Below are 26,526 nucleotides of genomic sequence, written 5' to 3' on the forward strand. Positions count from 1 at the left end.
TCATTTGACGTTTCGTTTTTATGGAAATTGTTTAAAGGAGGACAAAACATGAAACAGCTGAAACGATTGATCTCTCTGGTCCTGGCCGCTTCCCTGAGCCTGGCTCTGGTATCCTGCGGCGGGAACAGCGCCGGAAATACCTCCGGCAGCGCCGGCGGCAGCTCCAGCAAGTCCGGCGACCTGACCCCCACCCAGCAGATCATCCAGCAGGCCCAGGGCATGAGCCTGGAGGAGCTGGCCAAAAAGGCCATTGAGGAGTCCAACGGCAAGATGTTCTATGGCGTGGGCAACTCCAGCCGCGGCAAGAGCGCCCTGCCCCTGTTCATCGAGTATCTGCAGTCCATCGACCCCAGCTATACCATGGAGTTCGAGTGGCAGCAGCCCAAGAACAACAAAATTTTCGACCAGCTCACCGCCGACTCCCTGAAGGACACCGGCACCTTCGCTATGACCCTGATCCAGGACGGCAACCAGATCGAGTCCAAGATGGTCCAGCCCGGCGTGCTGGACACCTTCATCCCCAAGGAGTGGGCCGAGGCCAACAACACCACCGCCGCCGATTACGACGGCTTCCTGCCCCTGCAGACCCTGAACAAGGTGTTTATGTACAACAACACCGGCAGCAAGACCTATGACAACTGCTGGGACTTCGTAGCCGAGGGCGAGCACGGCCTGTTCATGGACATCGACTCCGAGATCGTGGGCAAGAACTTCCTGTACATGCTCACCCGGGACGACTATGCCGCCTGGATGAAGGAGGCCTTCGAGGCCCTGTCCGCCGACGAGCAGGCCTATTTCCAGCCCACCATCGATGCCATGGAGGCCGAGGCCGCCGACCTGGGTCTGGGTGCCGATGCCAAGTACTCCCTGGCCTGGATCAAGCTGTGGGTAGAGAGCTATAACGAGCAGACCGACGACGGCCCCATCTGCAACACCCTGGTGGACAAGTCCGCCACCGATCAGTTCGGCCTGCTGGTCTACTCCAAGCTGCGCAGCGTGGAGGAGTCCTCCTCCGTCTCCGTGAACAACGTGAACGTGGCCGCCTATGACGACGGCTATCAGGGCATCGGCGGCTACGGCTACTGCCACTACCTGTTCGTCACCGACAACAGCCCCCTGCCCTGGACCGCCTGCGCCTTCATCGCCTACATGACCTGCACCGAGGACGGCTTCTCCGCCTGGGGCAAGGACATGGGCGGCTACTCCTCCAACCCCGCCGTCATGGCTGAGAACGAGGAGACCTATCACCACCAGACCGGCGGCATGGCCGAGGACGGCGTGACCGTGCAGTTCCCCGCCAAGAACGACCGGGGCTACGAGTGGTGGACTACCGACGGCAAGCTGGTCCTGGAGGACCCCGAGTACTGTGCCTCCGTCGCCTTCACCGTGGGCAGCTGGGTAGAGATGCTCACCAAGTACATCACCACCTAAGCTCCCCCGTTTCTGTCGGGCGCTGTTGACCGGCCCTGAGCACCGCATGAACAAGCGCCCTTGGAGTCCGGCTTGCCCCGCCTCCAAGGGCGCTTTTCCCGGTAACAAGAAGGAGAGATTTCATGGATCAGACAACCACCTCCCGGGCCTCCCGGTCCGCCATTCGCACGAACAAGGTAAAGACCTTTTTTTCCAAACCCCATAACGTGATCCTCCTGCTGATGGGCCTGGTCCTCACGGTCACCACCGTCGCCCCCATCATCGCCATTGTCGAGGATACGTTCAAGATCCACGCCGGAACGATAGACGCCTATCTCACCGGTCAGTCCAGCGGCTACACCGCCGTGAACTACATCGACCTGTTCACCAGCTCCATGGCAAAGTCCAACCTGTGGATGCCTCTGCTGAACACGGTGTGGCTGGCGGTGGGCACCTGTGTGGTGTCCATCCTCTTCGGCGGCCTGTTCGCCTTTCTCATCACCCGGACCAATCTGGCCTGGAGAAAGTATCTTAGCTCCATCTTCATCTTCCCCTATATCATGCCTCAGTGGACCCTGGCCGTGGTGTGGCAGAACCTGTTCAACTCCAATGCCGTCACCGGCACCTCCAACGGCCTGCTGGCCGCCACCGCCGGCATCACCATGCCTATCTGGTGGTGCAAGGGCCTGTTCCCCAGCATTGTGGTGCTGGGCCTGCACTATGCCCCCTTCGCCTATATCCTCATCGGCGGCATCTTCCGCAACATGGATGCCAACCTGGAGGAGGCGGCCACCATTCTGGATACCCCCAAGTGGAAGATCATGTGCCGGGTCACCCTGCCCATGGTCAAGCCCGCCATTTTGTCCACCATCCTGCTGGTGTTCGGCAGCGCCATGGGCTCCTACCCCGTGCCCCACTATCTGGGGCTGACCACCCTGGCCACCAAGTATGTGTCCATGAACTCCAAATACACCGGCGAGGCCAGCATCCTGGCCATCATCATGATGATCTTCGGCGTGGCCATCATGCTCCTCAACCAGCTCAGCCTGCAGTCCCGCAAAAACTACACCACCGTCACCGGCAAGTCCGGTCAGATCTCCAAGATCAACCTGGGCCGGGTGGGGCGCTATGTCATCGCCCTTGTCCTGGTGGTGGTCACCTTCTTCACCAGCATCTTCCCCATTGTCTCCTTCGCCTTCGAGACCTTCCTGCCCAACCCCGGGGACTACTCCTTCCTGTACACCGGGGACACCAAAAATCTCACCACCAAGTGGTGGGTCACCAGCGAGAACGTCACCGAAAACGGCATGTACGGCCAGAAGGGCATCCTGCATAACGAGACCATCTGGCACGCCTTCCGGGGGACCATCTGGGTCAGCGTGTGCTGCGCCCTGCTGGCGGGCACCATCGGCACCCTCATCGGCTATGCCGTGTCCAAAAACAGGCGAAGTAAATGGGCAAACTATGTCAACAGCGTGGCCTTTCTGCCATATCTGATGCCCTCCATCGCCGTGGGTGTGGCCTTCTTCATCCTGTTCTCCAACGAGCATGTGAACCTGTTCAACACCTACACCATCCTCATCATCGTGGGCACCATCAAATATATCCCCTTCGCCAGCCGCAGCTCGCTGAACTCCATGCTCCAGCTCTCCGGTGAGATCGAAGAGGCCGCCATCATCCAGGACATCCCCTGGGTCCGGCGGATGACCCGTATCATCATCCCCATTCAAAAGTCCTCTATCATCAGCGGATATCTCCTCCCCTTTATGACCTGCCTGAGAGAGCTGTCCCTGTTCATGCTGCTGTGCGTCCAGGGCTTCATCCTGTCCACCACCCTGGATTACTTCGACGAGATGGGCCTGTACGCCTTCTCCAGCGGCATCAACCTGATTTTGATCATCACCATTCTGGTCTGCAATACCCTGGTCAACAAGGTGACAGGGGCCAGTCTGGACAAGGGAATTGGAGGTTAAATCATGCCTGAAATCAAATTAGAGCACGTGACCAAGCGCTGGGGCAAGTTCTACGCCGTGGATGACCTGGACCTGGTCATCAAAAATAACTCCTTCGTCACCCTGCTGGGCCCCTCCGGCTGCGGCAAAACCACCATCCTGCGCATGATCGCCGGACTGGAGACCCCCACCTGCGGCCGGATCACCATCGGCGACCAGGTGGTATTCGACTCGGACCTGGGCATCAACGTCCCGCCCAACAAGCGGAAGGTGGGCTTCCTGTTCCAGAACTATGCCCTGTGGCCCAACATGACGGTGTATGACAACATCGCCTTCGGCCTGAGCAACGTGAAGGACACCCTGCCCAAGGTCGATTTTGAAGCCAAAAATGCCGCCCGGCTGGCCCAGATCCTAAAGACCCCCGGCGAGGTGGTCAAGATCCTGGAGGACTGCCGGGACAAAACCGGAAAGCTGGACGAGAAGCGGGCCTATATCAAGCTCATCGATGCCTTCACCCTCTCCATCTACACCGCCAAAAAGCTCTTTGCCTATCACCTGGAGTCCGGGAAGGACCCCGCTGCCGACATCGCCGCTTTGGAACGCAAAGTTGCCGCCGCCCGGAAGAGCCAGACCCTGGACGACCAGTTCCGGGTGCTGCAGAACGGCCAGCCTGTGCTGGAAAAGCGCAAGCTCACGAAAGAGGAGATCGACCTGTCCGTGCGCCGGGTCTCCCGCATCGTAAAGATCGGCATGTTCATGGACCGCTACCCCGCCGAGCTGTCCGGCGGCCAGCAGCAGCGGGTGGCCATCGCCCGCACCCTGGCCCCGGAGCCCTCGGTGCTGTTCATGGACGAGCCCCTGTCCAACCTGGATGCCAAGCTCCGCCTGGAGATGCGCTACGAGCTCCAGCGGCTCCATGTGGAGACGGGCTCCACCTTTGTCTACGTCACCCACGACCAGATGGAGGCCATGACCCTGGCCACCCAGATCTGCCTGGTCAACAACGGCGTGCTCCAGCAGTATGAGGCCCCGCTCACCGTGTACAACAAGCCCAGCAACCTGTTCGTGGCCGACTTTGTGGGCAACCCCTCCATCAACTTTGTGGAGGCCACCGGCGCCCAGGCCGCCGACGGCACCATCCCCCTCACCCTGCTGGGTGGCCGCAAGGCCGTGTTCCGCCCCGCCAGCCCCGTCAGTCTGCCCGACTGGTTCCGGGCCCGGAACGAGGATATCGCCCGCCGGGAGGCCGAGCATCAGAAGAATGCCGCCCAGAAGTCCTATGTGGAAAAGAGCAACAAGGACGAGACCTTCCGCTATCACATCGCCAAGGTGGAGGAGGAGGACGACTCCCTCCGGGACGACCCCGTCCTCACCGATACCGACCTGGTGCTGGGCATCCGGCCCGAGTTTTTGGACATCGCCGACTCCAGCACTCTGGAGGGGGAGATCTACGGTGCCATGCCCACCGGCATGGAGTCCACCATCAAGGTCCGGGTGGGCGAATTCCTGCTCACCGGCGTGATCTTCGGCAGCTCCCTGTTCACCATCGGGGCCAAGGTCCCCCTGTCCGTCTCCGGGGACAACATCATGCTCTTCGACCGCCAGAGCGGCCGGTGCATCGCCTTCGGCTCCCTCCGCTTCTGATTTTTCCTCTTTTGTGCAAAGCTGCGGCCCCCAAACGGTGGGAGCCGCAGCTTTTTTGTCCTGAGCCGGGATAAAATCCCCCATGACCCTTGTAAATGTGGAAAAAATCATTATAATAGATGTGTCCGGCCCTGCGGGGCCGGCTTCAACCATGTTCGATCAACATTTAAAATATTGGAGAGGATCATTTTATGGAACGCACTGTTATTGCGGCCCTGTTCGCCGACCAGGAGGCCCTCAGCGGTCAGACCATCACCGTCTGCGGCTGGGCCCGCACCATCCGGGACATGAAGACCTTCGGGTTTATCGAGCTCAACGACGGCTCCTGCTTCAAGAACCTCCAGGTGGTCATGGATGCCAACACCCTGGACAACTACAAGGAGATCGCCGGTCAGAACGTGGGGGCCGCCCTCATCGTCACCGGCACGGTGGTCCTCACCCCCCAGGCCAAGCAGCCTCTGGAGGTAAAGGCCGTCTCCATCGCCGTAGAGGGCCCCTCCGCCCCCGACTATCCCCTGCAGAAAAAGCGCCACAGCGTGGAGTTTTTGCGCACCATCCAGCACCTGCGCCCCCGCACCAACCTGTTCTCCGCCGCCTTCCGGGTGCGCTCTGTGGCCGCCCACGCCATCCACTGCTTCTTCCAGGACCGGGGCTTCGTCTATGCCCACACGCCCATCATCACCGCCGCCGACTGCGAGGGTGCCGGCGAGATGTTCCAGGTGACCACCCTGGATCTGGCCAACGTGCCCATGACGGAGGACGGCCAGGTGGACTACAGCCAGGACTTCTTCGGCAAAAAGGCCAGCCTCACCGTATCCGGCCAGCTCAACGCCGAGAACTTTGCCATGGCCTTCGGCAACGTATACACCTTCGGCCCCACCTTCCGGGCGGAGAACTCCAACACCGCCCGCCACGCCGCCGAGTTCTGGATGGTGGAGCCCGAGATGGCCTTTGCCGACCTGAACGACTATATGAACACCGCCGAGGACATGATCAAGTATATCATCCGCTTCGTTATGGAGCGCTGCCCCGACGAGATGAACTTCTTCAACTCCTTTGTGGACAAGGGCCTGAAGGATCGTCTGGAGCATGTGGCCTCCTCCGACTTCGGCCGGGTGAGCTACACCGAGGCGGTGGAACTGCTGAAAAAGGTCAACGACAAGTTCGATTACAAGGTGGAGTGGGGCTGCGACCTGCAGACCGAGCACGAGCGCTATCTCACCGAGCAGGTGTTCAAAAAGCCCGTGTTCGTCACCGACTACCCCAAGGAGATCAAGGCCTTCTACATGCGCCAGAATGACGACGGCAAGACGGTTGCCGCCGCCGACTGTCTGGTCCCCGGCATCGGCGAGATCATCGGCGGCTCCCAGCGTGAGGAGCGGCTGGACGTGCTGGAGGCCCGCATCCGTGAGCTGGGTATGAACCCCGAGGACTATAAGTACTACTGCGACCTGCGGCGATACGGCTCCTGCCGCCACGCCGGCTATGGCCTGGGCTTCGAGCGCATGGTCATGTACCTCACCGGCATCGGCAACATCCGGGACGTGGAGCTCCACCCCAGAACGGTGGGCAACGCAGAATTCTAAGACCAGAACCCCCCAAAAGGCTCAGGCGCAGCGTGCGCCTGAGCCTTTTTTTGCAAATATACCCTGAAAGCATCCCTGAATTCTGGGTTTTGCTTGTCTGTGAGATATTTCCATGATATACTCAGGTCAGAGTCATCTGTTCTTTGCCCAAAAACAGTCCCGGCTCTGATACGAGGAAAAGAAAGGGGATCACCATGAAGAAGCATCTCACAGGAAAACGTCTCTTGCAAGCGCTGCTCCTGTCTGCGCTGCTCGTCTGCTGCATGGGGACAACGGCGTTTGCGGCGCAATATCCCGACGTAACGGCCAAGCACTGGGCCAAGCCCTATATCGACAGATGGTCTGACTCCGGCATTCTCAAGGGCTATCCCGACGGGAAGTTCCACCCGGACGACCCCGTCACCCGGGGACAGCTCTCCGCCATTCTCTACAGCATCCTGGGGGTAGAGCCCATCGCGGGCTACTCCTATCCCGACCTGCCTAAAACGGCCTGGTGCTATGACGCCGTCACCGCTATGAACTACTATCGTGTGACCCTGAACACCGACCTGAACATCCAGCCCGACCAGCCCCTCTCCCGGGAGGAGGCCATCTATATGATCGCCAGCGGCTTCCGCCGGGCCGATCTCAGCCGTGACCGGATGCGCTGCTCCGGCAAGGCCCCCAGCGACTATGCCCAGGTGTCCGATCCGTTCACCGAGGCGGTGAGTACCATGCTCCGCCTGGGCCATGTCCGGGGCAGTGCCGACGGCAGACTGATGCCCAAGGACATCGTCACCCGGGCCCAGGTCATCACCATCATCAACAGCATGTTCGACCTGTATGTCACCCAGCCCGGCACCTATCACCTGACCTGCGGACAGAACGCCCTGGTCACCTGCCCCAACGTGACCATTCTTCTGGATAGCGCAGCTCCCGGGAAGAGCTCCAACGTCTATCTCTCCGCCAAGGCGGACAAAAATGTGGTCATCGCCAACGACGGCGGCACAGAGCCCGCCCATGTGTCCTTCTTCGCCACCCAGAAGGGGGAGAACGCCTGGACCCTGCGGGGCAACGTCAGGGAGGACATGGTCAGGACCCGCACCCTGTCGCAGAGCCAGAGCTTTGACGGACGCTATGCCGCAGGCTTTGGATTTAAATCTCATCCCTACCTCATCACCACGGCGGACCAGTTTGCCCTGCTGGCCCAGCGCACTGACACCCTGGACCGGAGCGTCTATTTTAAGCTGGCCGCCGACCTCGCCCTGCCCGACGGCATGGCCCCCCTGTCCTCCGCCGACGGGGCCTTTCCTCAGACCAATTTAGACGGCGGCGGACACTCCGTCGCCTATCGCATCCAGAGCCGCAGCTATTCCGGCGCCGGGGGCGGCCTGTTTTATGGCTGGAATGGCCCCTGTGAAAACCTGACGGTGAAGGGGGCCATGGACCTTACCCTCAGCGAGAAGGCCGTTCAGGTGGGCTCCGGCAAGCTCTATTTCGGCGGCTTTGCAGCCTATCTGGACCGGGAGCTGACAAACTGCACGGCGGACATGGACATCTGCGTCCGCTATGAGGGCGGCAGCAACGTGGACCTGAACGTGGGCGGCCTGGCGGGCTTTACCCAGGCTGCCCAGCTCACCGGCTGCACCGCTGCGGGCACGGTGAAGGCCGTCCTGCCCAAGGGGGTGGGCGACGCCCATGTGGGCGGCCTGGTGGGCGGTGCAGCGGCGGTGCCCTTCGCCAGCATCGTGCCCCAGGGCAGCATGACCGGCTGCGGGTCCACCGGAACCGTGGCGGCAGAAGGCGGCTATCAGACCGCCGTGGGCGGCGTTGCGGGCCTGGTCACCTATCTGGGGAGCAGCGCCCCCACGGGCACCCTGAAAAACGACGGCATTTTGAACTGCTGGTCCACCGCCCGGCTCTCTGCCGTAAACGCCGGCTTTCAGAGCGACTGCGGCGGCATTGTGGGCCAGCTGAACTATGGCACCCTGTCCGGCTGCTGGGCCAAGCCCGTTATCGCCCTGTCCGGCCCGGAGTTTTCCAACGCCGGGGGCATCGCCGGTGCCTGCTATGAGGGCGGTAACGTATCCGACTGCTGGGCCAACGCAGCGGAGCTGCCCTCCGGCGGCGGGGTGCGCGCCGGCGGCATCGTGGGCCGTCTGCGGGGCGGGGCGGTGGCAAAATGCTTTGCCCTGGGCTCCGGGCCTGTGGGCAGCGAGAACGCCATCGCCTTTGCCGGTGCCAACAGCGGCACCGTCTCCGCCAGCGCCGACCTGTCCGGCCTGTCCTCCGCCCAGCGGGCGGCCTTCCTAGCCTCCTGCGGCTGGGACTTTTCCGATACCTGGGCGCAGACCGGCGGCCTGCCCCTGCTGAAGAACATGGACAGCGCAAGGCAGCAGGCCGCACAGAAGTAAATAAAAGTCATAAAAAGACGCAAAAAAGCCTGTCATTGCGAGGCCGATTCCCCTTGTCAAGGGGAAATGTCCCGAAGGGACAAAAGGGATAGGGAGGGGCATCGCCCCGACGTGGCAATCCGTAACCCCCGTCCCTTGGCCCCCTTGTTAAAGGGGGCTGTCAGCGAAGCTGACTGAGGGATTCCGTTTTTAGGATAGCTTTCCGGGGGTCGGAATCCTTCCGTCACGGCTTCGCCGTGCCACCTCCCTTTGACAAGGGAGGCTGCTGGACGGGGATACGGATGCGGCGTACCCCTTGCGGGTACTTCGCTCCTCGGAATGACAGAAAAGGGTTTATCGACACGCTAAAAAAGTCCTGATTTCTTACGAAATCAGGACCTTTCTGGTTGCGGGAGCAGGACTCGAACCTGCGACCTCCGGGTTATGAGGCAGTCTCAAGCACAAATCGGAGTCATTTCGGCTTCAATTTGTGCTTTTTACCGCCGTTCGCTCGGCGGATTTTCCATTGTTTCCGTCCAGCCCTGCCCGCTTTTTTCGCGTTCTGGGTCAAAACTGGGTCAGACACGGTGCACCCGCACCCACGCTGTCCACGGCTTGTATGGACTGCTCAGTCGCCTGCAAAGAGCTCGTTGGTGGCGTTGAGGGTCACCCGGAGGTAGGGACCGATGTCGGCGATGCCAGTATAGCCGGTCTCGGCGGTGAAGCGGTAATAACCGTCACCGAAGTTCCTGCCGTGGATGGGGCTGTCAGCCAGAGTGACGGTCAGCACGGCGCTGTTCCCATCCTGACGCAGATCCGCATTCTCAATGAGGGTGCAGCTTCCCGCCAGCTCCCCAGCGGGGAAGCTCTCTGGGTAGAGGGAGCCGTACTCCTTCAAAAAGTCCGGGTCTACATCCTTGGAGAGGGTGCCGCTGCTGAGGAAGGTGTCGTGCATGGTGACGGTGAGGGTCATACCGTCCTCCGAGAGAGCCACCTCGGTATAGGGGATCTCGCAGTAGGCGGCCACGAAGTCGCTGCCGTCCGCCAGGGGCGCGAAGGCCACGGTGAGGCCGCCTGCATCGACCTGGGCGGAGCGGATGGCCTCCCGGCGGCCCTGCATCCCCATGGAATAGCGCTCCCCAGCCCCGGCCCAGTAGATTTCAGAGCTGGCAGTGCCAGGAGAAACATAGGGATCATAGCCTCGGTCGCAGCCCTGCTCATCGTAGAGAAGGCTCAGTGTGGCCAACTCCACGCGTGGAAAACCGGGGACGCCGTTATAGATGTTAGGCCCGCCAGTGACCACCCGGACGGATGCCTGGGACTCGATCTCGCACCGAAGCAGGGGCGTATCCAGCCACAGCATCCGGCGGCGGATGCCGCTCTCACCGTAGACCCAGTCCAAGCTGGGGCAGGAATCATCTGTTCCCAGTTGCACCAGGAAGTCGCCCTGGTACGCCTCGATGGAGGCGATGAGGTCCGCGTCGTCCCCGTAGAGAGCCCGAACCTCCGCCTCCGTGGTGATGGGGGAGAAGGCATCCGGCTGGGCGGGATCGGCTGAAGATGAAGAATCGTCGGAGGAACCTGATGGATTGGAAACGGAGCTTTCCCCGCAGGCGGCAAGGTTCAGCAGCAGGAGGGCCGCCAGAGCCAAGGAGATGAGTTTCTTCATGGGATAGCACTTCCTTTCTGTTGTTTGGGGCGTGGCCCCGGTGAGGAACTTGCAATTGCAAACGGGAATTTAACGGCATAATTGTTCTGAAATTCTTCCAATTCTTTGGATTTATTGTACCATAGCGCAAAAGTGTTTGCAACTGGAACTGCCGACAGAAAATTCTGTATATTCGAAAAAAATAGGAACTGCGCAAGGAACGCTGCTCACCCGACCTCAGAAAACGGCAAATGAGCCGCTTTGACAAGCGGCCGTCCAGCGTTTCGGCAACACGCGGAGCACGCCGAGGGTAGTGATACCACCCCAGCCTTGCACGTTCAGAAAGTGCTGCGCACAGAGTGAAAAAACAGCAACATCACCAAATTGCAAAAAGATCACGCAGCCCAGCGGGGCCGCGACGCCTCGGAACAGCGACACGCATGAGCGCATCGCTGTTCCGAGGCTCTCTGCGTTCTTCGGGAGCACCCTCCAGCCAAGACCCCAAAGCGGCAAAGTTTGCCGTTCTACCCCCTGGCCACGCAGGGTTTCCGAAACGCGCGGAACGATCCGAGGGTAGTGATACCACCCCCACCCAAAACGCCACCTGTTTCGCCGTGTGTGCCCTTGTGTGCGATCCTTTGAGCAGGGCCGAGTGTGTACCCATTTTCACCCGAGAAAGCAAGCGTGGGCTGTTTGTGCCGGAGGTGTTGAAGTCCGTGTGATCGATGCGTTGGAAACGTTGGTATGACTGCGTTTTCTGCGCTTTTGCGGCTTTTCTGAGGACGAAAAAGAAAGCAGGATAAAGGGCTGGCGTCGGAACCGACGCTCTGCCTAATCACTTCTGCCCGCAGTGCGGGCAGTTGACGAGGGCTTTCTATTTGCCCAGGACAACGGGAACCCAATGCACCCGGACAGCGTGACGGACTGGCTGAAAAAGTTCAGCAAGCGCCACGGCCTGCCCCATATCAACCCCCACGCATTCCGGCATACCATGGCCAGTATGCTCTACTTCAACGGCGTGGACAGCGTGTCTATCTCCAAGCGGTTAGGCCATGCCCAGGTCAGCACCACGGCAAATATCTATGCTCACGTGATGGAGGCGGCAGACCAGAAGAACGCCGACATTCTGGCTGACGTGTTTTTGAAAAAGGCTTGAACTTTGGGGGCGAGTTGAACTAAAGTTGAACTTTTGGAGCGGGACCATTTTTAAATATGCTCAAAAAGTTAGAAAAACAGCCGTTTTCGATAAGAAAACGGCTGTTTTTATGGTTGCGGGAGCAGGACTCGAACCTGCGACCTCCGGGTTATGAGCCCGACGAGCTACCAACTGCTCTACCCCGCGATATGGTGCCGGAGACCGGGGTCGAACCGGCACGGGATCGCTCCCACGGGATTTTAAGTCCCGGGCGTCTGCCAATTCCGCCACTCCGGCAAACTGTGTACTCCAGTCTCAATCTTTAAGGCTAGGATAGTCTAACATATATCTTCGCCTTTGTCAACAGGAATTTTTCAAATTTTATTCGACAGCGTTCCCCGGCGAAATAAGCAGAAAAATTTCCGAAATTTTCCGCTTCGGTGTACAAAAATCGGCAACTCTCTCCCTGTGCCCGCCATATACTGATATGTACCGGCTTTCGCCGGACGACTACCAATGGAACAGAGACAGGAGGAACCGATTTATGAGACGTTTGAGCGAGACCATTTCCACCCCTATTTTGCAGCTGCCGCCCCAGCCCGACCCCAGGGACGACCTGGACGATCTGATCTTCCGGGGCGAGAACTGGTGGGTCAGCGACCGCTGAGGGGGGCCGTCTTTCCGGAAAGGCGGCCCCTTCGTCCGCCTTTCGGGGGCAGCGGCCAGTTTTTCCTTTACTTTTGCCGCCCCTTCATATATAATAGTTTGGCCTAAATACAACATGTTCCCCGGACTTCCGGGAGTTTTTACAAGAGAGAGTGAGGACCCTATGCTCCAATTCGACGAGTATAAAGTCAAACTGAACAACCTGGCCCCCGCCCTGGAGGAGCTGGCCCAGGCCCTGGACCTGGAGAGCGCCGAGCGCGAGCTGGATATGCTCCAGGCCGAGTCCGCCGCCGACGGCTTTTGGGATAACCTGGCCAAGGCCCAGAAGGTGCAGCAGCGCATCAAAAACCTGCAGGACAAAGTGGACGGCCAGAAAAAGCGCCAGAGCCAGTGGGACGACATGATGGCCATGTGCGAGATGGGCAACGAGTTTGAGGACGAGTCCCTGCTGCCCGAGCTGGAGGAGAGCTTCCAGACCCTGGAGCACGAGATGGAGGAGGCCCGCCTGGCCACCCTGCTCACCGGGGAGTACGACTCCTCCAACGTCATCCTGACCATCCACCCCGGTGCCGGCGGCACCGAGGCCCAGGACTGGGCCCAGATGCTCTATCGCATGTACACCCGCTGGACCGAGCGCCACGGCTTTACCTATCAGATCATGGACTATCAGGAGGGCGACGAGGCGGGCATCAAGTCGGCCACCATCATGATCGAGGGGGAGAACGCCTATGGCTACCTCCGGGGAGAGCACGGCGTCCACCGCCTGGTGCGGGTGTCCCCCTTCGATGCCAACGCCCGGCGGCAGACCTCCTTCGCCTCGGTGGAGGTCATGCCCGACCTGCCCGAGGATGTGGAGGTGGAGATCCGCCCCGAGGACATCGAGATGCAGGTCTACCGCGCCAGCGGCGCCGGCGGCCAGCACGTAAACAAGACCTCCTCCGCCGTGCGTCTGATCCACAAGCCCACCGGCGTGGTGGTGGCCTCTCAGCAGGAGCGCAGCCAGTTCCAGAACAAGGACAACTGTATGAAGATGCTGCGGGCCAAGCTGGTGGAGCTGCAGATGCAGGAGAAGGCGGAAAAGATCTCCGACCTGAAGGGCGTACAGCTGAAGATCGAGTGGGGCAGCCAGATCCGCTCCTATGTCTTCATGCCCTATCAGCTGGTGAAGGACAACCGCACCGCCTATGAGACCAGCAACATAGGCGGCGTGATGGACGGCGACCTGGATGGCTTCATCAACGCCTACCTCACCTGCGAGGCCACGGGCGCCTGGTCCACCAAATAAATCCGCATAACAAGCCAGAACAAAACCCCCGGCAGCTGCGTTTTTTCGCAGCTGCCGGGGGTTGCTTTTTGAATTCACGCCTTGCGGATGATGCCCATGGGGGTACACTCGCTGGACTGGCCCAGGGGGTTGTCCCCCAGGATCTTGGCCAGCTGGTCCAGAGTGGGCTGCTGCTGGGAGAAGCCCAGGATGTTGGCCCCCAGGTCGTTGATGTCCACAATGGCCACGGGGTGGCCCAGGGCACGGGCCAGGCGCTTGGCGGTGCCCATGGGGTCGTCGGGGGTGAGGACCACATAGTGGTCATAGGGGGGGATGGTCCCCTCGGTGGGGCCGTCGATGCCCCGGGCCTTGGGGCCGGCCACGGTGTAGAACCAGCCCTTCTTGCCCAGGATCTTGCCCACCACGCTGCAGAAGGCGGCAAACAGGATGCGGGGGGTGCCGCACTCCTGCAGGGCCATCTCCATGGTCTCGGGGATGCCCAGGCCGATTCCGGCGGGGGTCTTGGTCACATAGCGGCTGAGTGTGACGGCCAGCTTGCGGGGCTTGATGTCCTCCATGGGGATGGCCCGGTTCTGGGTGCAGGCCACCGACTTCTCCGAGCAGAACAGGATGTCCCCGTCCTGCATCTTGTCCTTGGCGTATTTCACCACCACGTCGGCATAGTCGTCCTTGTTGGTGATCAGGTGGGTCTTTACGGGAATGCGCTGATAGTCCACGCCGTCGACGGTGCGGATCAGCTCCTTGCCCGGGTTTGCGCTGTGCAGTTCCTCGCTCATGGCAGGTGCTCCTCTCAAAAAACGGGGCCGGTCGCCCCTGTTTGGTCATTTCACGGCCCCCATTATAACACCGGGGACGGGGCCGCGCCACATCTTTTCCACAAAATTCTCTGGTTTGTGGAGAAAAAACAAAAGTTACGCCAATTCCCCCCGGAGGGTTCCGTGCTCCGCCGACAAAATATGCACATCCCGCAGGCAGTTGTGGAGATTTTCTGCGCTCTCCACACAGACGGGGACATACCGGGTGGTATAGCCGTGCCACGCCCCGTCCCGCTGCTCCTCGAACAGGACGGAGACCGTCTCCCCCGGCCACCGGCTGAGATAGCGCTGCTCCATCGCCTCCGCCACGGCGGCGGCCCGGTGGGCCCGCTCCTCCTTCACCTGGTTTAAAATCTGGTCGGGGCGCTGGGCCGCCGGGGTGCCCGGGCGTTTGGAATAGGGGAAGATGTGCATGGAGGAGAAGGCGCACTTCTGGATAAAGTCCAGGGTCTGGACAAACTCCTCCTCCGTCTCCCCGGGGAAGCCCACGATCAGGTCGGTGGTGATGGCGGGACAGTGAAAATACTGGTTCAAAAGCCGGACGCTCTCATAATACCGGGCGGTGTCATATTTCCGGTTCATCCGCTGCAGCACCGTGTCGCAGCCGCTCTGCATGGACAGGTGGAAGTGGGGGCACAGGTTATTAAGCTCCACGGCCCGGCGGCAGAACTCGTGGGTGATGGTCCGGGGCTCTAAGGACCCCAGGCGGATGCGGCAGTCCGGGGCGGCCTGGCACACGGCCTCGATGAGGTCGATGAGGGAGGAGCCGTCCTTCCACTCCCGGCCCCAGGAGGAGATCTCAATGCCGGTGAGCACCAGCTCCCGATAGCCCTGGGCCGCCAGCTGGGCGGCCTGGACCTTGGCCTCTTCCAGAGGGAGGGAGCGGATGGGCCCCCGGGCATAGGGGATGATGCAATAGGTGCAGAAGTTCACGCAGCCGTCCTCCACCTTGAGCATGGCACGGGTGCGGCCCTCCAGCCCCCCGGCGGGCAGGACCTCGAACAGACGGCGGCCCATGGCGTTATCCAGGGCGGTGATGGGCTGGCGCTCCCGCCAGGTCTGTTCCAGCAGGTCGGCAAACCCCGTCCGGTCCCCGGTGCCCGCCACCAGGTCGATGGACAGGTCTGCCATATCCTCCGGGTGGGTCTGGGCGTAGCAGCCGCACACGGCCAGAATGGCATCCGGGGCGGCCTTGCGGGCCCGGCGGATCATCTGGCGGGACTTTTTGTCGCTCACCGCCGTGACGGAGCAGGTGTTGATGACGTAGGCGTCCGCCTCCCCCTCGAAGGGCACCAATTCGTGCCCCCGGGCGGTCATCATCTGCTCCATGGCCTGGGTCTCATACTGGTTCACTTTGCAGCCCAGGGTGTAAAAGGCAATTTTCATCAGGGTTCCTCCGGTTCGTCGATGTCCTGGGGCAGCAGCTCCATCAGCTGCTCCCGGGTGGGAGATTCCAGCAGGGCCACCCGGTCAGACTGGCGGGTGACCGCCTTTTCAAACAGGTTGCGCACGTCCCGGGCGTTGCCGAAATTCTCGTCCCGGTCCTCATACAGCTGGTCCAGCAGCTTCCGGGCCGCCCCCTCTCCCTCAGCGGATAGGGTATAGCCGCCCCGGGTACACATGGACCGGAAAATCTCCAGCAGCTGGGGGGCGGTGTAGTCCTCAAAATAGAAGTATTTGTTGAAGCGGGACTCCAATCCCGGGTTGGCGTGGATAAATTTCTCCATCAGATCGGTATAGCCCGCCACGATGACGATAAGGTCGTCCCGGTGGTCCTCCATATTTTTCAGCAGGACCTCGATGGCCTCCCGGCCGAAGTCGTTGGCGCTGTCCTGGTTGACCAGGGCATAGGCCTCGTCGATGAACAGCACGCCGCCCAGGGCCTTTTGCACCGCCTCCTGGGTCTTCAGGGCCGTCTGGCCCACATAGCCGGCCACCAGGCCGGAGCGGTCCACCTCCACCAGCTGCCCCTTGCTGAGCACCCCCACCGCCCGATAGATCTGGGCCAGCAGCCGGGCCACGGTGGTCTTGCCCGTGCCCGGGTTGCCCAGAAAGACCAGGTGCAGGGACATGGGGGGCACGGGCAGGTCGGCCTGCTGGCGCAGCTTTCGCACCTTCACCAGGTTGATCAGGCTCTTCACGTCCTTCTTCACCTGGTCCAGGCCGCACAGGCCGTCCAGCTGGGAGAGCAGCTCGTCCAGGGAGGGCAGGGGCTCCTCCTCGGGCTGTTTCTGAGTTTGCGTCTGGTCCTGGGTCGGTTCCCGGGTCTGCTTTTGGGGAGCGGCCGGGGCCTGGGGGGCGGACTTGCCGGAGGTGCGGCGGGAGACATAGTCCCCGGCGTTCACCCCGGGGCTGTCGGGCCGGATGCCGTCCAGGCAGCACTGCTCCAGCAGAGCGTCGCTGCAGGCGTTTACATAGCCCGCCTCCTCCTCGCTCACCCCGCCGTCGGCGGAGGCAAACAGCAGCAGGAGCAGGGTGAGCTGGTCGGCAAAGCGTCGGGACAGGCTGGTGGCGTGCTGCCGGTCATAGGACCGCAGGTCGGCAAAGAAGGCGGGGGGACAGAAGTCCCCGGCCCGGGCCACGCCGGTGGCCACCTCCCAATAGAGGGCGGCGGGGGCGGAATCGGCCCGGGACCAGACGGCGTTATAAATGTCCACCTGGTGCTGCTCCACGCTCTCCCCCCCGGCCTTCCACAAGGCCAGAAGATACTGACGGAAATAGCCGTCCACCTGATGGGCAAAGGCCACCCGCAGAGCGGGCTCTGGAAGCAGCGCCCCATAGGCGGCCACCGTCTGCGCATATTGCTGATGAAGCTCCTCCGGGGTAAGCGTCTGCACGGCACCCCACTCCTCTCTTGTGGCAACATTATTGTACCATTATAAAGGGAAAGACGGGCAGGGTCAAGGACAACGCCGGGGACGGGGTGACATAAAATGTGAATATTCTGTTATATCTCCGGGGAATTCGTTGACGGGGATGTAAAATCCTTGTACAATAAAGCTGTATGGTCTGAAAGACTGAATTACTAAACGGAGGAATCAAAACCATGGCAGAGAAAAAAGCCCCCTCCAGACGACTGGCTAAGCCGGACGGCGCGGCGGAGAAGGCCCCGTCCCGGAGTAATCATATGCAGAACACCCAGGCCCCCCGCAAGCGGCAGCCCCTCATCCGCAACGACGTGATCCGCTGCGAAAAGTGCGGCGAGGACTATTCCGTCACCTATAAGCGCTGCCCCTTCTGCGACGAGCGCCCCGGCCGCCCCGGCGTGGGGCACAGTGGCCGCCACCCGGTACAGCTGGTGGGCCTGGTCATCTCCCTGGCCATCATCGCCGCGGCGGTGTTCATCGTCTTTACTTACGTCAGCCCCCTGATTTTCCACAACCAGGGCGGCACCGACCCCGGCGGGATCAGCTCCAGCCAGGGAGACACCTCCCTCACTCCCATCGACGGCAGTTCCTCCTCCGCCCAGGAGGAGCCCACCGTGCCGGTGAACTCCATCACCCTGAGCCGGACGGAGTTCACCCTCCAGGCCAACGAGCCCTATCCCATCACCGCCACCACCGACCCAGCCGACGTGGCCGTGAAGTGGAGCAGCAGTGACACCTCTGTGGCCATCGTGGACGAGGAGGGCACCGTGACCAACGTGAACAGCGGCGACAGCCTGCTGAAGGTCACCATCACCGCCGCCGCCGGGGACAAGACGGCGGAGTGTATCGTCTACTGCCGGGGCGGCTCCACCCCCGCCCCCGGGACGGTCACCACCCCCGGCGACAACAGCTCCACCGGCGACAACAGCTCCACCGGCGGCAGCACCACCACTACCCCCGGAACCACCACTCCCAGCGTCACCGTCCCCAGCTCCACCGGCACCCTGACGGCCAATAAAGAGGCCATCATCGTCAACGCCGGCGACGGACTGAATATCCGCTCCGGCCCCGGCTCCCAGTATGATGTGGTGGCCAGCGCGGAGAACGGCTCCACCGTGGTCATCCTGGAGCAGTCCGGCGACTGGACCAAGGTCAACTACGGCAACGGCAAGACCGGTTATGTGGCCAGCGCCTATCTGCAGATGAAGTAACCCAAAGCAAAATTCCCCGGACCTGCGTTCACAGGTCCGGGGAATTTTTATGACAGGGATGCGCTCAGCTGCCCTGAAGCAGGTTCATGTCCTCCAGGGTCAGTTCTCGGGTATAGGGATTGACCAAACGGTTCACCGCCTCCAGGGTGGAGGTGGGGTCCAGGGCATAGCAATAGGAGAAGCCCCGGTAGTGGGCCTCGCCGTTGCCCTGAAGGGTGCAGGTCTCCACGTCAGAGGACGGGTCGATGTGAATGGCCTGAGAGGCGAAATAGAGCATCTCCGTCGTGGACAAGTCGGTGTCCACATATTTGTTGAAGATATCCACAAAACCGTTGAGCTTGGTCAGGCTGTTCCAGGCCAGAGCTTTTTTCGCCAGAGCCACCAGAATGTCCTGCTGGGCCTGGGTGCGGCCCACGTCGGTATAGCCGGAGCCGTCGTTGTTCTTGCGGAACCGGGCCACCTCCATGGCCTGCTGGCCATTCAAGTGCTGCATGCCCTTTTTAAAGTGGATGGACAGGTTCTGATAGGGGTCGTCATAGCTCATGTTGCAGGGGACATCAAAGTCCACCCCGCCCATATAGTCCACCAGGGCGATAAAGCCCTTTAAATTCACCTTGATGTAGTGGTCCACGGGGACGCCCAGAATTTCAGAAATTTCTTTCATCCGCCGTTCCACCCCGCCGGCACCGTAGACCAGCTTGGGGTTTTTCCCGGAACCCCGGTTCACAATGGTGTCCCGGGGAACGGAGACCACGCCCACCTTTTGGTTGGGCACGTCATAGCTGAACACCATCATGGTGTCCGTGCGGAAGCCGTCCCGGTCGGTGCCCGCCAGCAGGATGTTGTATACCCCCTCCCGGCGGACCAGGGCGCTGGGGTCTGCTGGGACAGAGACATCGGAACCGGAGGAGGTGTCTGCGCTGACATCCGGCACTGCTGTGCTCTGGTCGGGGGCGGGCGGCACCTCCGGGGGCCGGATGGCGAATTTGGCCGTTCCATAGCCCACCACGATTATGGCCGACAGGACAACGATCAGCCGATAGAGCCAGCTGCACAGCCGCCCCAGCGGGGAGCGGTGGCGCTTGACCGAGTGCTTTTTATGGGCGGGGGCATGCCCGGAACCGTGCCCGGAGTGCCCGGATTTTTTCCGGGGGGGCGGGTCATAGTCGTAGTCGTAGTCGTCGTCATCATAGCCGCCGTAACCGCCCCGGTCGTAGTCATCATAATACGGATCGTCGTAAAACTCATCGTCGTAGTCAACATGATCCCGGCGGGGGCGGCCCTGGGGCTTTCTGGCCGGAGGGGCCTGGCGCTTGCCGCCCCTGTGGACGCTGATATATCTCTCTTCCAGGTCGTTCCCCTCCCCGTTGGTTTCCATAAATACGAAACTGCTTTCCCAGTATAGCGTTTTCCGCCCGCCCCGGCAAGGGGGGCGGGCGGAATTTTATAAAAATTTTAAAAGTTTTGTCGAAAGGGGAAGAACGGGCCCTTAAAAGACCAGGGCGTGGGTGATCTGGGACAGGCTGTGCACCCCGCACATGGCCATAGCGTCGGTCAGCTCGGCCTTCAGCTTTTCGGTGAGCAGCCGCACCCCCTCTGCCCCGCCGCCGTACACGGCGGTGACATAGGGCCGGGCCAGAATGCAGGCGTCCGCCCCCAGGGCCAGGGCCCGCAGCACGTCCAGACCGGAGCGGATGCCCCCGTCCACCAGGATGGTCATCTTGCCCTTCACCGCGTGGGCGATGGCGGGCAGCACCTGGGCCGTGGCGGGCACGCCGTCCTGCACCCGGCCCCCGTGGTTGGACACCACGATGCCCGCCGCCCCGGCCTCCAGGGCCTTGCGGGCCCCGGCGGGGGTCATGATGCCCTTGATGATAAAGGGCACCCCGGCGTACTCGATGATCTCCCGCAGCTCGGCCACCGTCTTGGGGCCGGCGGGGGGATTGAGTCCCTTTAAGAAGGGCAGTCCGGCAGCGTCGATGTCCATGGCGAACACTTTGGCGCCGGAGGCCTTGGCGGCGTCCAGCTTGGCAAACAGGGTGTCCCGGTCCCAGGGCTTTACCGTGGGGATGCCCCGGCCGCCGTTCCCCCCGATGGCCTTGGAGGCGGCGGCAAACACCCCGGGGTCGACTCCGTCGCCGGTGAAGGCGGCGATGCCCGCCTGGGCGCAGGCGGGGACCAGAATGCCGTTGTACTCCTGGTCGGTGAACTTGTCCCCGTAGTGCAGCTTTACCGCCCCCACGGGCCCGGCGAACACAGGCAGGTCATAGGTCTGGCCGAACAGGGTGAACCGGGTGTCCACAGCCCCGTTCTCGCAGATGGTGTCCATGTTCAGCAGCACGTCCTGCCAGGCATCATAGTTCCGGGCGGCCACCGTCCCCGTCCCCTTGGAGCCCGGGCCTGGCATGGTGTTTTTGCAGGCCCGGCCGTTGCACACCGGGCACACCTTGCAATAGGGCCCGCTGCAGGTACGGGCGTTGGCCAATACTTCCTGATAAGTCATCGTAACACTTCCTTTGAGTGATGAGTTAGGAGAGATGAGTTTCAGCCTTCGCCCCGCAGGGGAGAAGGTGGCATGGGCGCAGCCCATGACGGATGAGGGGGAGTAACGTGGGTGCATCGGTTGTCGAGTGGGCCGACGCGGAGGTCGGCCCCTACAAGAGCCATCGTAAGTCGGTGTAGGGGCGGACCTCTGTGTCCGCCCGTCGATGACCACCGCACCCACGAGGCCCACCCTTGTATAATAAGCAAGACCGCACAAAGTGAATAGTGATGTATACTAAAGGCAAGCACTGTGGACTGGCAGCCACCCATACAGCCGAAAGGACTGGTCGGATGAGGCTACGGCCACAGCAGTTTGAAGAACGGTTAATGAGTTGGTTAACGCTGGACGTTTTATTACTGGCAAGGTTACTGCTCAAGCTAGCTGTGGGGCCGGTGCTAGAAAGAAAAGGAGACATCACCATGTTTTATGTCGGTCTGGACATCGCAGCGGAAAAGCACGACTGCTGTATTATGACGGAAGAACGCCAGGTGCTGAAGCAGTTTGTGTTTCGCAATGACGCAGAAGGGTTTGAGTTCCTGAAAAAAACATTGACCAAGCTTGCTCCTACAGAGGAAATAAAGATCGGGCTGGAGAATACCGGCGTGTACGGCAGCAATCTGGTCCAGTTTCTTAGGCGTAATGGATATAAAACCTACACGTTTAATCCTCTGCTCATCAATAAGAGCATTCAAGCAACCACTCTAAGAAAAACAAAAACAGATAAAGCGGACGCCAAATTCTTGGCGCAATACCTCACGTGGGACAATTCTCAGCCCGACCATGACGTATCTTACCATATTTCCGAGCTAAAGTCACTAAGCAGATTGCGTTTTTCTTTGGTGCAGCAGCGTTCCAAGTGCAAAACGCAGGCCAAGGGCGTACTGGCACAGGTGTTTCCGGAGTTGACGCAGGTATTTTCCGATGTATTCGGAACCACTGCCCGGACGATTTTGCCCCTGTGTCCTTCCGCCCAACGCATTGCAGCGTACCCTGTTCCACAGCTGGCGGACCTGCTCCGGACGACATCCAGAGGACAACTGGGCCTGGAGAAGGCAGAGCTGCTTCACGCGCTGGCCGTACATTCGGTGGGAAACTCCTCCATTGCACTGGAATTGCAGCTTCAGATCTATTTGGAACAGATCACGCAGCTTTCTTTCCATATCTGCCGCTGTGAAGCCACTCTGCGGACGATCCTGGCGCAGATGGACTCGCCCATCACTACCATTCCGGGCATTGGAACTGTCCTGGGTGCTACAATTTTGGGAGAGATCGGGGATATTTTCCGCTTTTCTTCTCCGGCCAAGCTGCTCTCCTTTGCCGGTCTGGAGCCGAGTATTACCTGCTCCGGAAAATCCGTCTCAGCCCCGGGAAGGATGGTTAAGCACGGCTCCCACTATCTGCGCTGGGCCTTCGGCCAAGCCGCTCGCTGTATCATCCTCCGCGACCAAACCTTTGCCGCATACGCCAGCAAAAAGCGAGCCGAAGGAAAGCATTTCAATGTGGTCTGCTCGCACGTTGCGAAAAAACTTGTGCGCCTCGTCTTTGCTCTCTTGAAAAATCATTCATCGTTTATTCCTAATTATTCATCTCTTGCCGCTTGACTTTTCATAGTTGGTCTCATCTGCCCCCTGGGATGGGGAAGGTGAAACCAGGTTCACCCGCACACATCCAGAATGACCTGGGCAAACATCTTTGCGCTCAACACCAGATCATCCAGGATGGCGAATTCGTCCGGTTCGTGCATCCGGTTGTCCACGCCGGGCATGGCACAGCCGAAAGCCACGCCGCCGGGGATGTCGTGGACATAGGTGCCCCCGCCGATGGCCAGGCACCGGGCGCTCTGGCCGGTGTAGTCTCGATAGACCCCCAGCAGGGTCTGGACGAAGGGGTCGTCCTCGGGCACGCAGTGGGGCGGCACCAGGCCGGGGTCTGTCACCTCCGCCCCCAGGGGAGAGAGCGCGGCGGACAGGCGGGACAGCAGCGCCTCCTCTTGGGCACACAGGGGGAAGCGGCAGTCGAACTGTGCGGAGAAGCCCATCTGGTCCAGCTCCAGCACGCTGAAATTCAGGGTGAGGGGGCCGGAGATCTCGTCGGCGCAGGCCAGCTCCAGGGCTTTCCCCTGGGTGTCCCCGTGGGGAAACAGGCCGGCCAGCCCCCGGATGGTCCGGGCGGAGGGGCCGTCCTCCAGCGGCAGCGCAGCCAGGGCAGACAGCAGGGCGGTGAGGGCGTTGTTGCCCCGCTCCGGCTGGGCCCCGTGGGCCCCCGTCCCCAGGGCGTACAGGGTCAGGCCTTCCGGAGTCCGCCCCAGCTGGAACTCCACCCCCGTGTCCCGCTCCACCTGCCTTATCACCGGGGCCAGCTTGGCGGGGGACAGCCCGGCCACGGTGGCCCGGGCCTGCTGGGGCACGGCGTTGTGCCGCTGTCCGCCTACCACGGACAGCACCCGGGCCCCCTCCTTCTGCCGGGGCCAGCGTCCCCGAAACACCGGAGCGAAGCGGCCCTTCTCGATGTTGATGACGGGGAAGTCCCCGTCGGGGGAGAATACATGGGGCGGCGGGGCCTCCCTGGCAAAGTAATAGGCGATGTCCGCGCTGCCGCACTCCTCGTCGGTGCCCAGGATCAGACGGACGTTTTTCGCAAGCTCTGGCCGGATGGCCTTCACCGCCATCATGGCGTACAGGGCGGCCACAGCGGGGCCCTTGTCGTCCGCCGTGCCCCGGCCATAAAGCCTGCCCTCGTGCTCCGTCACGTCGAAGGGGGGATAGGTCCAGCCCGTGCCCCGGGGCATCACGTCCAGATGGGCCAGAATACCCAATTCTGTGGGTGCGCCGTTAAAGTCCACCACCCCCACATAGCCGTCCACATTCCGGGCGGAGAACCCCTCCCGCCGGGCCAGGGCCAGAGCGGTGTCCAAAGCGGCGGCGGGGCCAGAGCCGAAGGGCGCACCGGGATACGCCTCCCCCTTCACGCTGTCCACGCGGACCAAAGCGCGGATGTCCTCCACCATGGCGGCCCGGCGGCGGTCAAAAAACAGGTCTAATGATTCACGGTCGGTCATAGATATGCCCTCCTTCCCATTTATACCCCCGTCAAATCAAAGGGCGGGGTGTACTCCTCCTTGGCGGAGGTGCGCTCCTGACAAAAGCCGTCCAGCCCCAGGTTGCGCATATAGTCGGCGGCGGCGGTCATCTCCCCCCGGCGCAGGCGGCGGTCCAGCTCCGGTGTCTGACACAGGTCCCCCCAGGGGGTGTATTGGCTCATCAGGGAGAAGAGCACCGTGTGGGGCGGGAAGGTCCCGGCCACATAGTCCATCACCGCCTTGGCCCCGTTCACCTGGCCGGGGAGGATCAGGTGGCGGATCACCGTCCCCCGGACCAGCAGGCCGTTTTCGTCATATCGGCAGGGCCCCGTCTGGCGGACCATCTCCTCAATGGCCGCCCGGGCCGCCTGGGGATAGTCGGCGGCGGCGGAGTATTTGGCGGAGACGGCGGGGTCTAAGTATTTCAGGTCGGGGAGATAGATCTGTATCTTCCCCTCCAGCCCCCGCAGCGTCTCCACCCGGTCATAGCCCCCGGAGTTCCACACCGTGGGCACGGGCATAGGGTGCTCCGCCAGCAGCCGGGCGATCACATGGGCATAGTGGGTGGGGTTGACGAAGTTCAAGTTGTGGGCCCCCTGGGCGATGAGCTCCCGGCAGATATCCGCCAGGCGCTCCAGGGGAATGGGGCGGCCGAAGTCCCGGTGGCTGATCTTCTCGTTCTGGCAGAAGACGCAGCCCAGGGAGCAGCCGGAGAAAAAGATGGTCCCGGACCCCCGGCTGCCCGAGATGGGCGGTTCCTCCCACATGTGCAGGGCGGCCCGGGCCACCACCGGCCCCTCCGGCATCCGGCACAGGCCCGCCCCCTGGGTCTCGGTGCGCAGCGCAGCGCAGTTTCTGGGGCACAGGCGGCAGATCATATGGCGGTCCCTCCTTCCGACTCTGTCTTTACCAGCCGCCGCTCCACCGCCGGGGCGGCAAACTGAAAGGCGTTGGGCAGGGCATAAATTTCCCGCAGCTGGCTCAGCTCGGCCCACACCCACCCCGGGGGCAGCTCGTCCCCGGGCAGCTCCCCCGCCAGGGCGGTGAGGTGCCACTCGATGTGGGTGAAGATGTGCTTGCCCACGGCGGCCAGGGTCAGCCCCTGGGGCGCAAGGCCCAGTTCATTTAAAAAGTCAGGCTCGTCCGCCGGGGCGTTGGGATACTCCCACAGCCCGGCCAGCAGTCCCCGGGCGCTTCGGCGGCGGAGGGCCACGGCGTTTTTATGAAACAGGAGATAGACCCTCCGCTCCTCCACCCGGCGTGGCTTTTTTGGGGCCTTCACCGGAATGCGGCCGGTGGTCCCCTCCCGATGGGCCCGGCACAGAAAGGCGGCGGGGCAGCGGTGGCACTGGGGGGCCCCGTTGGGCAGACAGACGGTGGCCCCCAGCTCCATCATGGCCTGGTTGAACGCCCCCGGGGCATCCACGGGGATGATCTCGGCCAGGGCCGCCGTCACCTTCTTTTTCATGGCGGGGGAGGTGATGTCCCCCTCGTCCCCGGTGATGCGGGCGGTGACCCGCAGCACGTTGCCGTCCACCGCAGGCACGGGCAGGCCAAAGGCGATGGAGGCGATGGCCCCGGCGGTGTAGTCCCCCACCCCGGCCAGGGAGTGGATGTCCTCGTAGGTGCTGGGGAACGCCCCGCCGAAGTCGTCCATGATCTGCCGGGCGGCCTTTTGCAGGTTCCGGGCCCGGCTGTAATAGCCCAGCCCCTGCCACAGCTTCATCAGCCGGTCCTCGGGCAGGGCGGCCAGAGCCGCCGGGTCGGGGGCGGCTTCGAGAAAGCGGCGGTAGTAGTCCAGCACCGCCGCCACCCGGGTCTGCTGCAGCATGATCTCGGACACCCACACCCCATAGGGGGTGGGGGCGCTGCGCCAGGGCAGCACCCGGGCGTTGTCCCGATACCACAGCAGCAGGGGGATGGGCAGTTGTTCCAGTTGCGTCAAAATGGGGGTCCTCCTGTTTCGGGGAATTTCCCCGTTATTATACGCCGGGAACCGCCTGCGGTCAACGGCAGGGCGGTCTGAACCCGGGGGAACCCGTTGGATTTTATTCTCCCTATAACCAAACACTTATATAAGCCATAGTACATTTGGGAATGGTTTTTTTAAGTCCGCCGTGGTAAATTCTTAACAGAAACAAAAGTTAAATATTTAACAAGGCCGGCCAGCTCAAGCCGAACTGAAAAAGCTTTTGTTTTAACTATTCCTTTTTCATTTTTCATCCATCCTTCCAGAACAACCAGCAGAGGGCATCCGACCGGATGCCCTCTGCTGGTTTTCAAAATTTTAAGCCCCTGCATCGGGACTGTG

General features: G+C 61.7%; 20 protein-coding genes and 2 tRNA genes. 10 read left to right on the forward strand and 12 right to left on the reverse strand.

Annotated features, from left to right (window positions below; all coding sequences use genetic code 11):
* Positions 1-48 precede the first annotated feature (48 nt).
* The 5 genes from H8S55_RS02550 to H8S55_RS02570 all read left to right on the forward strand — a co-directional run bounded on the left by H8S55_RS02550 (position 49) and on the right by H8S55_RS02570 (position 8,985).
* Entirely contained in the window at positions 49-1,431 is a 1,383-nt protein-coding gene (locus H8S55_RS02550) for a hypothetical protein (protein ID WP_186877675.1), read from the forward strand.
* A 122-nt stretch (positions 1,432-1,553) separates the two neighbouring features.
* On the forward strand, positions 1,554-3,383 hold the full coding sequence (locus H8S55_RS02555) for an ABC transporter permease (protein ID WP_186877676.1): 1,830 nt from the start codon (positions 1,554-1,556) through the stop codon (positions 3,381-3,383).
* A gap of 3 nt (positions 3,384-3,386) precedes the next feature.
* Positions 3,387-5,006, forward strand: a complete 1,620-nt coding sequence (locus H8S55_RS02560) for an ABC transporter ATP-binding protein (protein WP_186877677.1) — start codon at positions 3,387-3,389, stop codon at positions 5,004-5,006.
* Positions 5,007-5,197: 191 nt separating this feature from the next.
* Positions 5,198-6,592, forward strand: coding sequence for an asparagine--tRNA ligase (gene asnS, locus H8S55_RS02565; RefSeq protein WP_186877678.1), 1,395 nt, complete (start codon positions 5,198-5,200; stop codon positions 6,590-6,592).
* A 194-nt stretch (positions 6,593-6,786) separates the two neighbouring features.
* Positions 6,787-8,985, forward strand: coding sequence for an S-layer homology domain-containing protein (locus H8S55_RS02570; protein ID WP_186877679.1), 2,199 nt, complete (start codon positions 6,787-6,789; stop codon positions 8,983-8,985).
* A 607-nt stretch (positions 8,986-9,592) separates the two neighbouring features.
* Here the strand turns inward: H8S55_RS02570 and H8S55_RS02575 are convergent.
* Positions 9,593-10,633, reverse strand: coding sequence for a hypothetical protein (locus H8S55_RS02575; protein ID WP_186877680.1), 1,041 nt, complete (start codon positions 10,631-10,633; stop codon positions 9,593-9,595).
* 829 nt (positions 10,634-11,462) lie between these two features.
* Here H8S55_RS02575 and H8S55_RS02580 point away from each other — a divergent pair.
* Complete coding sequence (locus tag H8S55_RS02580) at positions 11,463-11,768, forward strand: tyrosine-type recombinase/integrase (protein WP_186877681.1); 306 nt, start codon at positions 11,463-11,465, stop codon at positions 11,766-11,768.
* A gap of 110 nt (positions 11,769-11,878) precedes the next feature.
* Here the strand turns inward: H8S55_RS02580 and H8S55_RS02585 are convergent.
* Positions 11,879-11,954, reverse strand: a tRNA-Met gene (locus tag H8S55_RS02585).
* 3 nt (positions 11,955-11,957) lie between these two features.
* A tRNA-Leu gene (locus tag H8S55_RS02590) sits at positions 11,958-12,044 on the reverse strand.
* Between the two features lie 247 nt (positions 12,045-12,291).
* Between H8S55_RS02590 and H8S55_RS14320 the strand changes: the two genes are divergently transcribed.
* Positions 12,292-12,414: a hypothetical protein gene (locus tag H8S55_RS14320; protein WP_279287388.1), complete on the forward strand. Its 123-nt coding sequence runs from the start codon at positions 12,292-12,294 to the stop codon at positions 12,412-12,414.
* 162 nt (positions 12,415-12,576) lie between these two features.
* Complete coding sequence (gene prfB, locus H8S55_RS02595; protein ID WP_186877682.1) at positions 12,577-13,698, forward strand: peptide chain release factor 2; 1,122 nt, start codon at positions 12,577-12,579, stop codon at positions 13,696-13,698.
* A gap of 74 nt (positions 13,699-13,772) precedes the next feature.
* Here the strand turns inward: prfB and H8S55_RS02600 are convergent, their stop codons facing one another.
* The 3 genes from H8S55_RS02600 to H8S55_RS14440 form a co-directional block, all read right to left on the reverse strand.
* The gene (locus H8S55_RS02600; RefSeq protein WP_186877683.1) at positions 13,773-14,474 is read right to left on the reverse strand and encodes a coenzyme F420-0:L-glutamate ligase; all 702 of its coding nucleotides are present in this window, start codon (positions 14,472-14,474) and stop codon (positions 13,773-13,775) included.
* Between the two features lie 135 nt (positions 14,475-14,609).
* Positions 14,610-15,899 (reverse strand): tRNA (N(6)-L-threonylcarbamoyladenosine(37)-C(2))-methylthiotransferase MtaB, encoded by a 1,290-nt coding sequence (gene mtaB / locus H8S55_RS02605; protein WP_186877684.1) that lies wholly within the window; start codon positions 15,897-15,899, stop codon positions 14,610-14,612.
* A complete protein-coding gene (locus H8S55_RS14440; protein WP_186877685.1) occupies positions 15,899-17,350 on the reverse strand; it encodes an AAA family ATPase in 1,452 nt (483 codons plus the stop codon). Before H8S55_RS14440 ends, mtaB begins: the two co-directional genes overlap by 1 nt.
* Positions 17,351-17,559: 209 nt before the next feature.
* On the opposite strand from H8S55_RS14440, the gene H8S55_RS02615 reads away from it, so the two are divergent.
* Positions 17,560-18,591, forward strand: coding sequence for an SH3 domain-containing protein (locus tag H8S55_RS02615; protein ID WP_186877686.1), 1,032 nt, complete (start codon positions 17,560-17,562; stop codon positions 18,589-18,591).
* Positions 18,592-18,655: 64 nt separating this feature from the next.
* Here H8S55_RS02615 and H8S55_RS02620 read toward each other — a convergent pair whose 3' ends face one another.
* Both H8S55_RS02620 and H8S55_RS02625 read right to left on the reverse strand, forming a co-directional pair.
* Complete coding sequence (locus H8S55_RS02620; protein ID WP_186877687.1) at positions 18,656-19,969, reverse strand: LCP family protein; 1,314 nt, start codon at positions 19,967-19,969, stop codon at positions 18,656-18,658.
* Positions 19,970-20,080: 111 nt separating this feature from the next.
* On the reverse strand, positions 20,081-21,094 hold the full coding sequence (locus H8S55_RS02625) for an alpha-hydroxy-acid oxidizing protein (RefSeq protein ID WP_186877688.1): 1,014 nt from the start codon (positions 21,092-21,094) through the stop codon (positions 20,081-20,083).
* Positions 21,095-21,462: 368 nt separating this feature from the next.
* On the opposite strand from H8S55_RS02625, the gene H8S55_RS02630 reads away from it, so the two are divergent.
* A complete protein-coding gene (locus H8S55_RS02630; RefSeq protein WP_186877689.1) occupies positions 21,463-22,737 on the forward strand; it encodes an IS110 family RNA-guided transposase in 1,275 nt (424 codons plus the stop codon).
* Positions 22,738-22,790: 53 nt separating this feature from the next.
* Here H8S55_RS02630 and H8S55_RS02635 read toward each other — a convergent pair whose 3' ends face one another.
* The 4 genes from H8S55_RS02635 to H8S55_RS02650 form a co-directional block, all read right to left on the reverse strand.
* Positions 22,791-24,194 carry a Sapep family Mn(2+)-dependent dipeptidase gene (locus tag H8S55_RS02635; RefSeq protein ID WP_186877690.1) on the reverse strand — a complete coding sequence of 468 codons (1,404 nt, stop codon included), beginning with the start codon at positions 24,192-24,194 and terminating at the stop codon, positions 22,791-22,793.
* A gap of 20 nt (positions 24,195-24,214) precedes the next feature.
* Positions 24,215-25,093, reverse strand: a complete 879-nt coding sequence (locus H8S55_RS02640; RefSeq protein WP_186877691.1) for a radical SAM protein — start codon at positions 25,091-25,093, stop codon at positions 24,215-24,217.
* Positions 25,090-26,160, reverse strand: a complete 1,071-nt coding sequence (gene mutY / locus H8S55_RS02645) for an A/G-specific adenine glycosylase (RefSeq protein ID WP_186877692.1) — start codon at positions 26,158-26,160, stop codon at positions 25,090-25,092. The genes H8S55_RS02640 and mutY overlap by 4 nt, the downstream gene beginning before the upstream one ends.
* Positions 26,161-26,321: 161 nt before the next feature.
* A complete protein-coding gene (locus H8S55_RS02650; RefSeq protein WP_186877693.1) occupies positions 26,322-26,498 on the reverse strand; it encodes a hypothetical protein in 177 nt (58 codons plus the stop codon).
* Positions 26,499-26,526: the final 28 nt, after the last annotated feature.

The sequence above is a fragment of the Flintibacter faecis genome (assembly GCF_014287875.1).
GTDB lineage: Bacteria > Bacillota > Clostridia > Oscillospirales > Oscillospiraceae > Lawsonibacter > Lawsonibacter faecis_A.

Coding starts and splice junctions, on each gene's coding strand:
- H8S55_RS02550 (WP_186877675.1), top strand. CDS start 49: ATGAAACAGCTGAAACGATTGATCTCTCTGGTCCTGGCCGCTTCCCTG.
- H8S55_RS02555 (WP_186877676.1), top strand. CDS start 1,554: ATGGATCAGACAACCACCTCCCGGGCCTCCCGGTCCGCCATTCGCACG.
- H8S55_RS02560 (WP_186877677.1), top strand. CDS start 3,387: ATGCCTGAAATCAAATTAGAGCACGTGACCAAGCGCTGGGGCAAGTTC.
- asnS (WP_186877678.1), top strand. CDS start 5,198: ATGGAACGCACTGTTATTGCGGCCCTGTTCGCCGACCAGGAGGCCCTC.
- H8S55_RS02570 (WP_186877679.1), top strand. CDS start 6,787: ATGAAGAAGCATCTCACAGGAAAACGTCTCTTGCAAGCGCTGCTCCTG.
- H8S55_RS02575 (WP_186877680.1), bottom strand. CDS start 10,633: ATGAAGAAACTCATCTCCTTGGCTCTGGCGGCCCTCCTGCTGCTGAAC.
- H8S55_RS14320 (WP_279287388.1), top strand. CDS start 12,292: ATGAGACGTTTGAGCGAGACCATTTCCACCCCTATTTTGCAGCTGCCG.
- prfB (WP_186877682.1), top strand. CDS start 12,577: ATGCTCCAATTCGACGAGTATAAAGTCAAACTGAACAACCTGGCCCCC.
- H8S55_RS02600 (WP_186877683.1), bottom strand. CDS start 14,474: ATGAGCGAGGAACTGCACAGCGCAAACCCGGGCAAGGAGCTGATCCGC.
- mtaB (WP_186877684.1), bottom strand. CDS start 15,899: ATGAAAATTGCCTTTTACACCCTGGGCTGCAAAGTGAACCAGTATGAG.
- H8S55_RS02615 (WP_186877686.1), top strand. CDS start 17,560: ATGGCAGAGAAAAAAGCCCCCTCCAGACGACTGGCTAAGCCGGACGGC.
- H8S55_RS02620 (WP_186877687.1), bottom strand. CDS start 19,969: ATGGAAACCAACGGGGAGGGGAACGACCTGGAAGAGAGATATATCAGC.
- H8S55_RS02625 (WP_186877688.1), bottom strand. CDS start 21,094: ATGACTTATCAGGAAGTATTGGCCAACGCCCGTACCTGCAGCGGGCCC.
- H8S55_RS02630 (WP_186877689.1), top strand. CDS start 21,463: ATGAGTTGGTTAACGCTGGACGTTTTATTACTGGCAAGGTTACTGCTC.
- H8S55_RS02635 (WP_186877690.1), bottom strand. CDS start 24,194: ATGACCGACCGTGAATCATTAGACCTGTTTTTTGACCGCCGCCGGGCC.
- H8S55_RS02640 (WP_186877691.1), bottom strand. CDS start 25,093: ATGATCTGCCGCCTGTGCCCCAGAAACTGCGCTGCGCTGCGCACCGAG.